14 protein-coding genes are annotated in these 13548 nt (G+C 67.5%); 10 read left to right on the top strand and 4 right to left on the bottom strand.

Features of this window, described 5'->3' with window-relative positions; all coding sequences use genetic code 11:
• Positions 1-84: 84 nt before the first annotated feature.
• Complete coding sequence (locus CupriaWKF_RS18025) at positions 85-873, bottom strand: SDR family oxidoreductase (RefSeq protein ID WP_276102133.1); 789 nt, start codon at positions 871-873, stop codon at positions 85-87.
• 125 nt (positions 874-998) lie between these two features.
• Between CupriaWKF_RS18025 and CupriaWKF_RS18020 the strand changes: the two genes are divergently transcribed.
• The 5 genes from CupriaWKF_RS18020 (at position 999) to CupriaWKF_RS18000 (ending at position 4033) form a co-directional block, all read left to right on the top strand.
• Complete coding sequence (locus CupriaWKF_RS18020) at positions 999-1871, top strand: alpha/beta fold hydrolase (protein ID WP_276102132.1); 873 nt, start codon at positions 999-1001, stop codon at positions 1869-1871.
• A gap of 36 nt (positions 1872-1907) precedes the next feature.
• Positions 1908-2693 (top strand): glucose 1-dehydrogenase, encoded by a 786-nt coding sequence (locus CupriaWKF_RS18015; protein ID WP_276102131.1) that lies wholly within the window; start codon positions 1908-1910, stop codon positions 2691-2693.
• A gap of 17 nt (positions 2694-2710) precedes the next feature.
• The gene (locus tag CupriaWKF_RS18010; RefSeq protein ID WP_276102130.1) at positions 2711-3088 is read left to right on the top strand and encodes a nuclear transport factor 2 family protein; all 378 of its coding nucleotides are present in this window, start codon (positions 2711-2713) and stop codon (positions 3086-3088) included.
• 21 nt (positions 3089-3109) lie between these two features.
• Positions 3110-3733, top strand: a complete 624-nt coding sequence (locus CupriaWKF_RS18005; protein ID WP_276102129.1) for a TetR family transcriptional regulator — start codon at positions 3110-3112, stop codon at positions 3731-3733.
• Between the two features lie 87 nt (positions 3734-3820).
• Positions 3821-4033: a hypothetical protein gene (locus CupriaWKF_RS18000; RefSeq protein WP_276102128.1), complete on the top strand. Its 213-nt coding sequence runs from the start codon at positions 3821-3823 to the stop codon at positions 4031-4033.
• A 12-nt stretch (positions 4034-4045) separates the two neighbouring features.
• Here CupriaWKF_RS18000 and CupriaWKF_RS17995 read toward each other — a convergent pair whose 3' ends face one another.
• Entirely contained in the window at positions 4046-4525 is a 480-nt protein-coding gene (locus tag CupriaWKF_RS17995) for an SRPBCC domain-containing protein (protein ID WP_276102127.1), read from the bottom strand.
• A gap of 541 nt (positions 4526-5066) precedes the next feature.
• Here CupriaWKF_RS17995 and CupriaWKF_RS17990 point away from each other — a divergent pair.
• Both CupriaWKF_RS17990 and CupriaWKF_RS17985 read left to right on the top strand, forming a co-directional pair.
• A complete protein-coding gene (locus tag CupriaWKF_RS17990) occupies positions 5067-6251 on the top strand; it encodes a helix-turn-helix transcriptional regulator (protein ID WP_276102126.1) in 1185 nt (394 codons plus the stop codon).
• Positions 6252-6485: 234 nt separating this feature from the next.
• Complete coding sequence (locus CupriaWKF_RS17985; protein ID WP_276102125.1) at positions 6486-8165, top strand: FAD-binding protein; 1680 nt, start codon at positions 6486-6488, stop codon at positions 8163-8165.
• Between the two features lie 77 nt (positions 8166-8242).
• Here the strand turns inward: CupriaWKF_RS17985 and CupriaWKF_RS17980 are convergent, their stop codons facing one another.
• Both CupriaWKF_RS17980 and CupriaWKF_RS17975 read right to left on the bottom strand, forming a co-directional pair.
• The gene (locus tag CupriaWKF_RS17980; protein ID WP_276102124.1) at positions 8243-9040 is read right to left on the bottom strand and encodes an SDR family oxidoreductase; all 798 of its coding nucleotides are present in this window, start codon (positions 9038-9040) and stop codon (positions 8243-8245) included.
• A 217-nt stretch (positions 9041-9257) separates the two neighbouring features.
• On the bottom strand, positions 9258-10427 hold the full coding sequence (locus CupriaWKF_RS17975) for a helix-turn-helix transcriptional regulator (protein WP_276102123.1): 1170 nt from the start codon (positions 10425-10427) through the stop codon (positions 9258-9260).
• 311 nt (positions 10428-10738) lie between these two features.
• Here CupriaWKF_RS17975 and CupriaWKF_RS17970 point away from each other — a divergent pair, with 311 nt between their 5' ends.
• Genes CupriaWKF_RS17970 through CupriaWKF_RS17960 form a run of 3 tightly spaced genes read left to right on the top strand, consistent with a single transcriptional unit; the run spans position 10739 to position 13543 of the window.
• Complete coding sequence (locus CupriaWKF_RS17970) at positions 10739-11827, top strand: Rieske 2Fe-2S domain-containing protein (protein ID WP_276102122.1); 1089 nt, start codon at positions 10739-10741, stop codon at positions 11825-11827.
• Positions 11828-11840: 13 nt separating this feature from the next.
• Positions 11841-12665 (top strand): SDR family NAD(P)-dependent oxidoreductase, encoded by an 825-nt coding sequence (locus tag CupriaWKF_RS17965; RefSeq protein WP_276102121.1) that lies wholly within the window; start codon positions 11841-11843, stop codon positions 12663-12665.
• A 47-nt stretch (positions 12666-12712) separates the two neighbouring features.
• The gene (locus CupriaWKF_RS17960; protein ID WP_276102120.1) at positions 12713-13543 is read left to right on the top strand and encodes an SDR family NAD(P)-dependent oxidoreductase; all 831 of its coding nucleotides are present in this window, start codon (positions 12713-12715) and stop codon (positions 13541-13543) included.
• Positions 13544-13548: the final 5 nt, after the last annotated feature.

The following is a 13548-nucleotide window of genomic DNA, read 5'->3' as shown; positions in this document are numbered from 1 at the left end:
CGCGCATCTGGCCGCAAGCGTAGAGAGGGGGAGCCATGCACAAATCGGCAGAATGGACTAGGCGATTTCCCTACGGGAAGCCGTTCAGCCGCGATTGACCGACGCCGTGTCGAGGAAGGCCGGACGTTCGCCGCCGCCATCGAGCACGAGGTTGGCGCCGGAGACGTACGAGGCCTGTGGCGAGGCCAGGAACAGGCAGGCGCTGGCGATATCGTCAGGCTGTGCGAGACGGCCCAACGGCACCGTGGCGGCTGTCGCGCGCAGCGCCTCGGGGTCGCCGTAGTGCTGCTGCTGCGAGGTTTCGGTCAGCACCAGCCCCGGGCTGACCGCAGCCACGCGCACCTTGGGCGCCCATTCCACTGCGAGCGAGCGCACGGCATTGAGGATGCCGGCCTTGGCGGCACCATAGGCCGCCGTGCCCGGCGACGGGCGCAGCGCGCTGATGCTGCCGACGAACAGCTGCGTGCCGCCGCCGACCTGCTGCTGCATGCGTGCATTGGCGCGCTGCGCGAGTTGCAGGGGAGCCACCAGGTTGAGCCGGATCACCGATTCCAGCAGCCGTGGGGAGGCATCGGCCACCAGCGCATAGGGTGAGCCGCCGGCGTTGTGGACCACCACATCGAGCGTGGGGCTGTGCTGCGCAATCCGCGCGAGCATGGCGTCGGTCTGTTCGATGTCGCGGATGTCCGCTGCGATGAAACGGGCGGCGCGGCCCGCCGCGTGCGGCAACTCGCCGTCGTGCGCGGGCGCGGTGCGTCCGCAGACGAAGACCTGCGCGCCGGCGCGCAGGAAGGCTTCGCTGATGGCCCGGCCGATGCCGCGCATGCCGCCGGTGACCAGCACGGTCTGGCCGCTGTAGTCGAATCCTGTCATGGGTTCCCCTGGTGCATGGAGCGCCCATCGTAGGAGAAGTGGCGATGCCGTTCGTAGTCCGAATGAACGATGCCCGGCGTGCCGGCGCTGCGCAAGATGCGTCCCATCACACCGGAGACGCCCTTATGTCCGCTACGTCACAAACAACGCCATCCTCGCCGCATCCGAACCTGCCGGTCGGGCGCTTCATCACCACGTCGGCGGGCCTGCGGCTGCACTGCCTCGACTCGGGCAGCGGAGAACCGGTGGTCTTTATCCACGGCAGCGGGCCGGGCGCGAGCGGGCACAGCAACTTCCGCCATAACGCGCCGGCGTTCGAGCAGGCGGGCTTTCGCACGGTGGTGGTGGACCTGCCCGGGTATGGACAGTCGTCCAAGCCGGATGATGTCGAGTACACGCTGGACTTCTTCGTCGCCGCGCTGCGCGAGCAGTTGCTGGCACTCGAGCTGCCGCGCTGCGTGCTCGTGGGCAATTCGCTCGGCGGCGCCATCGCGCTGCAGTACGCGCTGGACTTCCCGGAGCATGTCAGCCGCCTGGTGATGATGGCCCCGGGCGGCGTGGAGGAGCGCGAGACCTATTTCCAGATGGAAGGCATCCAGCGCATGGTGTCGCTGTTCACCGGCGGCCACATGAACCCGGACACCATGCGCCAGCTGCTGCAACTGCTGGTGCACGATGCCAGCCTGGTCACCGACGCGCTCGTCGACGAACGCATGGCGGTGTGCCGCGAGCAGCCGCGCGAGGTGCTGGCGACCATGAAGGTGCCCAACCTGACCACGCGGCTGGGCGAGATCCGCTGCCCGGTGCTGGGCTTCTGGGGCACCGAGGACCAGTTCAATCCCGCCTCCGGCGCGATGAAGTTCCTGAGCGGCTGCGCCGATGCCCGCTTTGTCATGATCAACCGCTGCGGCCACTGGGTGATGGTCGAGCACGCGGCCTATTTCAATCGCGAATGCCTCGGCTTCCTGGCCGATACGGGGCAAAGCCGCGCGGCATAATTGGCACGCGCAACCAACAAGACAACAGGAGACATCGTGGAATACCCGTACAACCTGTTCGACCTGCGTGGCAAGGTAGCCGCCATCACTGGTGCCGCGCGCGGCATTGGCGCCGAGACCGCACGCGTGCTGGCTGCGGCCGGCGCGAAGGTCGCGGTGCTCGATGTGCTGGAAGCGGACGGCAAGGCCACCGCCGAAGCGATCCGCGGCGCGGGCGGCGAGGCGGCCTTCTGGAAGCTCGATGTCACCAGCGAAGGCGAGGTGGCACGCGTGCTCGACGAGGTCGCGGCCCGCTTCGGCGGACTTGGCATCCTGGTCAACAACGCCGGCATCGAAGGCCCGAACGCGCCCACCCACGAGGTGACGCTGGAGCAATGGCAACAGGTGATGGCGGTGAACGTGACCGGCACCTTCCTGTGCACCAAGCATGCGATCGCGCACATGGAGCGCGCGGGCAGCGGCGCCATTGTCAACGTGTCGTCGATGTACGGCATTGCCGCCGGCCCGGACGTACCCCCTTACCATGCGTCCAAGGCGGCAGTGCGGATCATGGCCAAGACCGATGCGATGCTCTACGCGGCCAAGGGCATCCGCTCGAACTCCATTCATCCTGGCTATATCCGCACGCCGATGCTCGAACACGTGGCCCAGGCATCGGGGCAGGGCGAAGCGCTGTTCGACTACCTCGGCGGGCTGACCCCGATCGGCAAGGTGGGCCAGCCGCGCGATATCGCGGCTGGCATCCTCTATCTGGTGTCCGATGCCGGACGCTACGTTACCGGCGCCGAGCTGGTCATCGACGGCGGCTACACCGCACGCTGAGGGACAAGGAGACACGCATGCCCGATAGCACAGCGATGAAAGCCACGCTGCTCGACTATGTCGAGCGCTTCAATGCCGGCGATGCCGAGGGCGTCGCCGCGCTTTACGCCGACGATGCCACGGTGGAGGACCCGGTCGGGGCGCAGCCGATCGCCGGCAAGCCGGCCATCCTGGCCTTCTACCGGCACGCCACTTCTCTGGGCGCGCGACTGGAGGTGGCAGCCCAGCCGCGCGGCTCGCACGGCAATGCCGCCGCGCTGACCTTCTCGGTCCACGCGCATCTGGAAGGCCGGCCGGCGCGCATCGACGTGACCGACATCATGACGTTCGCCACGGACGGGCGCATCCAGAGCATGCGCGCCCACTGGGGGCCGGACGACGTGCACTTCCTGTAACGCGCCGCCGCGAGCCCGCCGATGGTCCGGCGAACCCGCGACGATGCCGTGGCCACGCGCGCGCGCATCCTGGACAGCGCGCAGCAGCTGATGCACCAGCGCGGCCTGCATTGCGTCACGCTTGAAGACGTGGCCCGCGCCATCGGCATGACGCGCGGCGCGGTCTACGCCCATTTCCGCTCGCGCGCCGCGTTGCTGGGCGCGCTGCTGTCGTGCGCGGAGGCCGATTTCGCTGCGCGGCTCGCGCCACTGGCCGATGGGAAGCGGGCCCGGCCCGGCGCGCTGGAGCCGGCGCTGGCAGCCTTGCTCGATGGCGATGCCATCGCACGCCACGTCAGCCTGCTGGTGGCCCTGCTGCAACATAAATGCTGCACCGCCTGCGAACTGTGCCCGCTGCGCGAGCGTGTCCTGACAGGCATCGACCGACTGCGCGGCGCTTGCGCCGACCTGTTGCCCGAGCCGGCGCTGGCCGGGCTGCTGCTGGCGCACCTGTGGGGCCTGCTGAGCGCGCACGCCTTGCAGCTGACGTCCGCTGGCTTGTCGGGCGCGGCGCCGGCGCTGGCCACCCTGTACCTGGGAGCGGGTGTGCAACACGGTGCCTCTGTCCGGCAGGATGCACCCGAGTGCATTCGGGACACCCCCTAGTCTGGTCGGACGAAGAGGTCGCGGCAGCCCACGCCTACGATGGTGTCAAAGACCTTGACACCCGAAAAGGGGGCGGAGGAGACAGCGATGAAGCGGCTCGGATTTCGTTGGGTGGCCGCCCTGGCCGCGGTGCTCGCTGGCGCGGGCGTGTCCTGGATGTCTGTCGCGGGCGGCGAGGATGATGTACCGGCTGCCGAGGTGTCCCTGTCCGGTGTCGCTGCCGACGGCTGTGACGATGCCTGTGCGCGCAGCCGCGGCGCGGCGGCCTTGCTGGTATTGAGCCAGCGCCCGCCGCAATGACCGTGCCGGCGGTCAGCGCCGGCCGGCCTGCCGCTCGACGTGGAGCGCCTCGGCGCGTGCCTTGACGTCCCGCGCCACCTGGTCGAAGCCCTGTTTTACCCAGCCGCCGTGCTCGCGCATGATGGTGTCCGCGTTCAGGCCGAGGAACAGGTCGGTGGTGAAGTAGCGGGTACGGTTCTGGCCGATCGCCTCGACATACTGGTCGCGGCGCGCGGCGTCCTTGTTGTCGTCGGTGGCTCGCTGTTCCCACGACAGCAGGCGTTCAGGTTCCCAGGCGATCAGGGTTTCATTGACGGGGATGATCTGCCCGGTGCCGGGAATGCGGACCTGCATGCAGACCATGTCGCCGAGCCGGCCGGTGGTCTCCAGTCCCGGGCAGAACGTGTTCCATGCCGCGTAGCGTGGAAAGTCGGTCAGCACCTCCCATACCAGCGATGCCGGCGCATCGATCTCTACGGTGATCGAGGTCACGAGGTTTTCCGCCTTGGCCATTGTTTGCTCCTTCCTGTCATTCATTTTGGGAGTCTCAACACTAGGGCCGGGAGCCTGGCCCGCGCATACTCCGAACGGACGAGTCTGCGTGGACGAAGCGGGTGGGGCGGCGATGGGGCATAGTGATGGCATGCTCAGCGAGTCTCCAGCTGCTGTGAGCTTGGTGCCGGCCGGCGGTGGTGGCCGGTATTTTTTTTGGTTTTTTGCCGGATTGCGGGGGATGGGGGATGGGGTTATGGTTCTTGGCAGGCGCCGCTGTTTCGCCGGCTACGCCGGCGAAACAGCGGCGCCTGCCAAGCACGACAACCCCACCCCTTCCCCCCTTTTTGAACTGCGACAAAGCCTCGGCCGTGCGCGCGTGTCCGACTCCTTTAGTCCGTTCGGATTACGTTCACTGGATTCTGTGAATTAAGCTCGCGCCGGTCGCGGGAATGAGGGAAACCGGCTCCTATAATCCACGACGACATAAGTGCCTGCAGAGCATCTGTATCAAGGCCAGGGCCTCCCCCGGCCGAGGTGAAAAAGACGGAGACAAGAGGAAATGCTGATGGAGGTGCCCCAGAATCCGGCGACCGCCGGAGCCTTCGCGCAACTGGAGCTGTCGCCTGCGGATTTCAGTGTGCTTCTCGGACAGATTTACCAGGGTCCGATGGAGAAGGTGCCGTGGGGAAAAGCGCTCGAGCTGATACGCCGGCAACTTCGCGCGAACTATGTCACGCTGATCTTGCGCTCGCCGGCCGCGGATCGTGCCGGCCTGATGGTGAATGCGTCCGAGCACGGTACGACGCAGCCCGGCGAGGCTTCCTACAACAGCTACTACTATTCGCTCGATCCCTTCGTCGGGCTGCCGTCCAATCGCGTGGTCACCATCGACGAGCACCTGGGGCCGGCTGCGTGGTGTAGCAGCGAGCTTTACCAGCAGTTCCTGCATCCTCTTGGCGTACGCTTCGTACTCGGCGCGGACTTGCGTACGGACGATGGCGTGGAGTGCCGGTTGCGCGTCTCGCGCAATATGGACGCACCGGATTTCAGTCAATCCGAAAAGGCGCTGTGCACGGCATTGCTGCCACATCTGAAGCGCGCCGTGGACTTGCATTCGCGCATGGACATGGTCGAATCCGAGCGCAATGTCTGTGCCGGAGCCATCGACCGGATGCTGGTCGGCATGGTCATGATTGACGAGTCGGGCACTATCATCAAGACCAACGCCGCGGCGGACGAGATTCTGGCCGCGCGCGATGGCATCCGGATCGCCATGGGAACGCTGGAAGTGAACTATGGGCAGGAGAACCGGAAATTCCAGCGCCTGCTGCGCCAGTCGATGGCGGCGCACCGGGGCGCGGCGATGGCGGGGACGGAAGCCATGTCGGTCACGCGTCCGTCCGGCAAGGCCCGGCTGGGCCTGCTGATCCGCACCGTACCGTTGAGCGAGTGGTCGGAAGACAACCGGCGCCGCCCCGCGTGCGTGGTCTTTATCCGCGACCCCGAGCGCAAGTCCCGGGCTTCGCGTGACATGGTGCGACAGTTGTTCGATTTCACGCCGGCCGAGACCGAGCTCGCCTTGCAGCTCGCCAATGGGCTGACGCTCGATGAGTCGGCGGAAGAACTCGGCATCAGCAAGAACACGGCACGCGCGCATCTGCGTGCGATCTTCTCGAAGACAGGGGTCACGCGGCAGGCGAAGCTGGTACGGATGCTGCTGGGCAGCGTGATATCGCTCGGCTGACCGGCCTGCCGTTTTCGGCTTCCGACCAAGCCATGCCGGGGGGCGGAAACTTGCGTGCAGGGGCGTCCATAGTCCCATCAGACGATGGCGCCCGCCCATACCGATGCAACCATGAATGCCGGTCAGGCACAAGCCACCATACAAGACACCAACGAGGAGACCGCAGTGCCGCGCCGGCACCGCTGCGTCCCCTGTGTGCAGGATCACGCCGCATCCATATGCGGGGAGAAAGTCATGACAACACTGGATGGATCCACTACGCCGATTGCCGCGCCACTGCGGCTCGCCAACCCGGACGCCTTCGCCTGGCAGGCACGCTGTGACGCGGTCATCGTCGGCTTCGGGGCGGCCGGCGCCTGTGCCGCGCTCGAAGCGGCGACTGGCGGGCGCAAGGTGATCGTGGCAGAGCGCTTTGAAGGCGGCGGTGCCAGCATCAAGAGCGGCGGCGTGGTCTATGCCGGCGGCGGCACGCCTTACCAGGCCGCGGCCGGCTATCACGACACGCCCCAGGCGATGGCGGACTATCTGCGCCAGGAGGTCGGCGACGTAGTCAGCGAGTCGGCACTGCAGTCATTCTGTGCGCGCAGCCGGGACATGCTCGGCTGGCTGGAGGGGCTTGGGGCGGAGTTCTCGGCGGCCATGCCGCCGCGCAAGACGTCGTACCCGGCGCAGCCGTATTACCTCTATTACTCGGGCAACGAGGCGGTGCCGGCCTACGCGCGCTTCGCGCAGCCCGCACCACGCGGACATCGCACCAAGGGGCGTGGCATGTCGGGACGCGCGCTTTACGGCGTGCTTCAGCGTGCGGTGCAGGGCAGCGCGAACGTCTCCGTGCTGCGCCATACGGCGGCGCGCAGGCTGATCACGGATGCCGCCGGCGCGGTGATCGGCGTCGAGCTGTGGCAAGTGCCACCCGGACGGCTGCAGCGCAGGCATGCGCGCCTCGCACGCTGGGCGGATCAGGTGCACAACATGGCGCCGGCGCTGGCCGATGCGCTGCGCGCGCGGCTGCTGCGGCTGGAACTGCGCCATGCCCGCCCGTACGCGGTACGCGCCGACGCGGTGGTGCTGGCCAGCGGGGGCTTTATCTTCAACCAGCAGATGGTGGCGCGGCACGCGAGCAAGTACCGTCTGAACTGGCGCCTCGGCGCTACCGGTTGCGACGGCAGCGGCATCCGGCTTGGCCTGTCGGCCGGAGGCGAGGCACGCCACCTGGAGCGTGTATCGGCATGGCGCTTCATCAATCCGCCCTTCGACTGGGCGCGCGGCTGCGTGGTTGACGCACGCGGCGTGCGCATCGGCAATGAAGAGGTCTACGGCGCCACGCTCGGACATGCGATGTGCGAGCACCACGAGGGCCGGGCCTGGCTGATCCTGAATCGCAAGCTGGCACGCGCGGCGTTGCGTGAATGCCTGAGCGGGAAGCTGTGGGCCTTCCAGGCCGTGCCAGCCGCGTTGCTGATGCTGGCCGGCGGCCATCGCGCTGCTTCGGTGGACGCGCTCGCGGATCGCCTCGGCATGCCCCGCGCCGCGCTGCAGGCAACGCTTGCCGACTATAGCGCCGCGGCGCGCGGTGAACGGCCCGACCCGGCAGGCAAGTCCTCCGCCATGTGCGCGCCGCTCGACGAGGGGCCGTGGCTTGCCGTCGATATTTCGGCGCACAGCCGCGTTTTCCCCTGCTCCTCGATCACGCTGGGCGGGCTGCGGGTCAACGAAGAGAACGGACAGGTGCTGTCCGCATCGGGAGCGCCGGTCGCCGGGCTGTATGCCGTGGGCCGCAGCGCGGTGGGACTGGCGTCAAACCATTACGTGAGCGGCTTGTCGCTGGCCGACTGTATCTGGTCCGGGCGCAACGCTGGCCGGCATATTGCCGCGTGTCAGCGTACGCAACCCTCGGAGGCGGTTTCGGCGTGAGCCGGCGCAAGGGCTGAGAGCCTGTCCTGCTGCACGCGCGAAGGCGCGGGCAGCAAGCCAGGGCGGGACGTTCCGATTCAGCGCTGCGAGGGAATGTTGCCACCGTCGACGACGAGTTCGGTGCCGGTGACGTAGCTGGCCTCGTCGGACATGAGGAAGCGAACCACACGCCCGATTTCCGCGGGCGTGCCGAGGCGGCCGAGCTGAATGCGGCGCTCGAAGGTGCCCGCAGGCAGGGCGTCGATGGCAGGCTGGAGCATCGGCGTGTGGATCTGTCCGGGAGACACCGCATTGATGCGGATGCCGTCGCGGCCGAGGCTGTCGGCAAGCGAGCGCACGAGCGACAGCAGGCCGCCCTTGGAAGCGGAGTAGGCCGGGATCAGCGCGTTGCCCAGCGTGGCATTGATCGACGCGATGCCGACCACGGCGGCGCCGGCCTGGGCGCGCAGGTCAGGCAGCATGGCCTGCACCAGCAGTGCCATGGCGCGCAGGTTGACGTCAAGCACGGCGTCCCAGCGGGCCTGCGTCAGGCCGTCGATCCCGCTCTGATCCACCACGCCGGCGGCATGCACCATGCCGCCCAGCGCCGGCAGCGCCGCGCGGGTGCGTGCGAGCGCGTCGTCGATGCCGTCGGGGGCCCGCAGGTCGATGCCGATCCCGCAGGTCGGCACGTCATAGCGCTCGGCCAGCGTGGCGGCGACCGCACGCGCCTTGTCCTCCTGGATATCCCAGACGGCCACGGGCCGCCCGATGGCGGCCAGGGCCGCCGCGCAAGCCTCGCCGATGCCGGAGGCGCCGCCGGTTACCACGACCGCGCTGGCCGGTGTGTTGAGGGCCACGCGCATGTCATTCGCGGAAGGATGTTGGATGGTCACTTGGTATGTCTCCCGTCATGGTTGGTCAACCGCTGCGACAGATGCGATAGATCCGATAGATGCGACAAATGCGGCTGATGTGCGCATTGTTTCGGGTGACGCCGCAGGCAACATAGTCCCAACTGACTAAAACCGCGGCATCGGGCGCCAATTTCCCGTCATGGCCTGTGCGGCCGTCTCGTCGGCATGCCGGTGCGCCCGACACGCCGCACATGCCTCAGCCGAGCGGAATGATGCTGTGCAGGACGGTCTGTACCAGCGCCGCCTGCCGCGTCACACCAGTCTTGGCGAACACGGCGCGTAAGTGCGCGCGCGCTGTATTGCGGCGGATGTCGAGTTCCTGCGCGGCTTCGTCCAGCGACAGGCCCTGGGTCAGCAACAGCACCAGGGATGCCTCCGCCCGGGTGAACTCGAACATATTGCGCAGCAGATCGGCTGACGCCAGCGCCTTTTGCTCCGGGTCGCGGATCAATATCGCCACGGCGGGCTGGCGTGGTTGCTGCGACCATGTTTGCGCGGCGATGGGGCGCACCAGCAGCCCCAGCTTGGCGCGGCCGCCCTTGCGCGGCACGGAGAGCCCGATCGGTATGCCCGGCTGCACCGACTCGCGCAAGGTCGTGGCCTGGCGGACCAGGGCCTGCAGCTTGCGGTTCTCCTGCGGAGAGTCGATGGCCAGTTGGCCATTGCAGACCAGGAGGCCGTCTTTCTCCGCGAGCAGTTCGTCAGCCATGCCGTTGGTGGTGAGGATCTGGCCGGCATCGTCCAGGACCACCGAGCCGATCAGCAGGCGGTCGACGGTGCCGGCGTAAAGGCGCCGTTCGGACTCGGTAGTGTTGAGGTTCGCGTGGATCCGCACCGCGCGCTGCAGGTGCGGCACGATGCGCTGGCAAAGTGCCTTGTCGGTATCCGAGAAATCCTCGCCTCCGTGCGGGCGGCATATCCGCAGGCGGCACTCCTCTCCCTGCTCGGCGCGAATGTCCACGCCCATGATCCGCAGGACATCGTAGGGCTTGTTGAAGAAGCGATAGATCTCACTCTCCAGCCACCTCGCTTCGCCGATCAGTTCATAAACCGTCAGGACGCGGCCGGTCGGCAGGTTGACAAAGGGATCGATTGCGTAGAAATGCTGCGCGTAGGCGCCAGTGCCGACCGTGGTATCGACCGCGCTCGAAGTGATCATCAGGCCGGGCGATGTGTCCGACGGCGGGCGCAGAACCAGCGTCACGTAGTTGGCGTCCAGCAGGTGTCGCAGGGCGTCGAGCAACGATTGCCACGGGATCTCGAGCAGCGGGCCCTCGTACACCAGGCCGATCAGATCGCTGATCTCGTCCATGTCGAGCGCGGACTGGCCGGGACGCCGGGCGTCGATCCAGGAGGGGCGTGTCATCGGTCTTGTCTCAAGTCTGCCGTGCAATGGCCGCTTCGGTGTCGCACCAAACCGGTCCTTCGGTGCCACCGCCCTGCGGTTGGCCGGAAATCATAGCGGCTTGTCGGGGCGGTCCGCAGTGGGTGTTTCCCCGGACCCCGGGCATGGCGACGCCCGTCGTGTAACGAAATGTCGTCCCAACAGACTAGCTTTGGGCCTGGCGGCGTCATGTCGATCGCAAATGCGCCGAATCTAGTCCGTCAGGACCATGCCCGCGGGCTGGCCCTGTCAAAACAATACGGCCGTGTGCAATCAGTCATCACGGAGCAGACATGCAAGCGCAGCAAACCTCGCAGACAACCCCGTCGGCCAGTCGCTATGCCCGCGGCTGGCATTGCCTCGGGCAAGCCTCGGATTACAAGGACGGCAAGCCTCACCGGCTGGAAATCTTCGGTACGCGCCTGGTGGCGTTCACCGGGGAGGACGGGCGCATCCGCATCCTCGACGCATGGTGCCCGCACATGGGCGCGGACCTGGCCCTGGGCGAAGTGAAGGGCAATGCCATCGTGTGCCGCTTTCATGGCTGGCATTGGAACGGCGAAGGTGGCTGCGAGCACGTGCCGTGCGCCAAGCGCATTCCGCCCAAGGCACGCACCCGTGCGTGGACAGTCTGCGAGCAGAACCACCTGCTGTTCATCTGGCACGACTCCGAAGGCGCGCCGCCGCCGCCCGAGGTCGCGGTACCGCGCATCAATGCCTGCTTCACCGGCGAGTGGACCGGCTGGACGATCCGCAAGATGGTGATCGGCAACCATTGCCGCGAGCTGGTCGACAACCTGGCGGACGTCGCCCATTTCGGGCCGGTGCACGGTTCGCCCGCCGTCTATTTCTGCAACACGTTCGACCGCCACATCGGCTACCAGATGTTCCGCGGCGAGCAGAGCGAACTGCTTGGCAGCGGCCTGGTTGCGGACAGTGCGTACTTCGGGCCGGCCTATCACGTGACGCGCATGACCGCGGAAGTGGACGGCGGGACCATTGACACCATCCTGCTCAATTGCCATGTGCCGATCGATGCGCAGAGCTTCGAACTGCGCTATGGCGTCATGGTCAGGAAGGTGCCGGGGCAGTCGGAGGAGCAGAACCAGAAGATGGCGCAGGCCTATGTCGAGCAGGCGCAGGCCTCCTTCTTCCAGGACGTGGAAATCTGGCACAACAAGATCCGCGTCGACCGCCCGGTGCTCAGCGACGCCGACGGTCCGGTCTATCAGCTGCGCGAATGGTATCGCCAATTCTACACCGACGTGGCTGACCTGCCTGCCGACCTGGACCGCAAGAAGGTCTTCGAGCGGCGCGACGGCACCTGGCGCACGCTTGAAGAGGTGCCGCCGGAAGCCGTGAGCAGGCTGCACCTGATCTGATCAAGGAGCGTTCATGCGACTGGAAGGAAAGGTGGCGCTGGTCACCGGCGCCGGATCCGGCATGGGGCGAGCCATGGCCGAGCGCTTCGCAGCCGAGGGGGCGGCGGTAGTCGTCGTCGATCGCGATGGGGGGGCCGCGCAGGCGACGCTCGATCGGATCGGCAACGCGCATGGCATGGCGCGCGGCTGCGACGTCGCGGACAGCGCGGCGGTCGCGGCCCTGTACGACGCGCTCGCGCGGCGCTGGGGGCGGCTCGACATCCTTGTCAACAATGCCGGCATCGGGCAGGTGCCCGGAGACGGCTTCGAGCACTATCAGGCGCGCGCGGCCGAGCGCGGGCGGCAACTGGCGGCCGGTGAGACCCCCACGGTCTATACCGACATGATCGTCGACCTCAACGATGCCGGATGGCAGCGCGTGGTGGACGTGAATCTCAATGGCACGTTCTATTGCACGCGCGAGGCGGTGCGGCTGATGACGCGCGCCGGCGGTGGCGGCGCCATCGTCAATATCGCCAGTGTCTCCGCGCTGAGCGGAGAAGGTCCTCTCAGCTACTGCGCGTCAAAGGCGGCCGTGCTCGGCCTGACCCGATGCCTGGCGCGCGACCTGGGCCCGCGAGGGATCCGTGTCAATGCGATCTGCCCGGGCCCCACCCGCACGCCGATGATGCAGTCGATCGGCGAGGAATGGGCGCGCAGCCTGGAGCGTGCGATCCCCCTGGGCCGCATGGCCGAGCCGGAGGAGATTGCGGCGGCGGCACTGTTCCTGGTGAGCGGGGACGGCATGCAGATGACCGGCCAGACGCTGTCCGTCAGCGGCGGCATGGCCATGATTTGATGGCGCGGGCACGAGGACAACGCAGGAAGGATGCAACGGAGAAAAGCATGCAAGTAAATGGACGTTTGCAGGACAAAGTGGCGCTGATCAGCGGCGCCGGCACGGGAATCGGCGCCGCCACGGCAGCGCGCTTTGCGGCGGAAGGGGCAAAGGTGATGCTGTGCGGGAGGCGCGAGGCGCCGCTGCGCGCGGTGGCCGAGGAGATCCTGTCGCGCGGCGGCGAGGCCGCGTGGATTCAGGCCGATGCGACCAGCGAGGCGGACGTGGAGCGCGCGGTCGGACAGACCGTGGCTCGCTTCGGTGGCCTGCACATCATGGTCAACAACGCTGTCAACTATACCTGGGGCGTGCTCGACGAGGTCAGCACCGGGGCCTGGCGGCAGTGCCTGAGCGGAAGCCTGGACGTGGCCTTCTTCGGCACGCGGGCGGCGCTGCGCGTGATGAAGGCGGCAGGGGGCGGCGCCATCGTGAACCTGGGTTCCGTGGTGGGCCTGCTCGGCAGTCCGGGACTGTCGGCTTATGGCGCGGCCAAGGCCGGGGTGCTCAATTTCAGCCGCGCCGTGGCGCTTGAGGGCGCGGTCCACAATGTACGCGTCAACGTGGTGATTCCGGGAGTCGTCTGGAGCGAGGGCACGCGCGAGGCACTTGCCAGCGAGGAAATGGCGCGCGGCACCGCGCGCTCGGTGCCGCTGGGACGAGTCGGCGAGCCGCAGGAAGTCGCCGGCGCCATCCTGTTCCTGGCCTCGGACGAGGCATCGTATATCACCGGGCAGAGCCTGGTAGTCGATGGCGGCAAGACCTGCCGGCTCGATGTGGGGGCTACCGACTATGTGTCGCAAACCTCGGCCGAGCGGCGCGCCGAGCCGCAGGCAAGTTGAGCGTA

It is taken from the genome of Cupriavidus sp. WKF15, from assembly GCF_029278605.1.
Classification (GTDB): domain Bacteria; phylum Pseudomonadota; class Gammaproteobacteria; order Burkholderiales; family Burkholderiaceae; genus Cupriavidus.
Note: the sequence above shows the minus strand (reverse complement) of the source record. Positions and strands in the feature narration are given on the sequence as shown.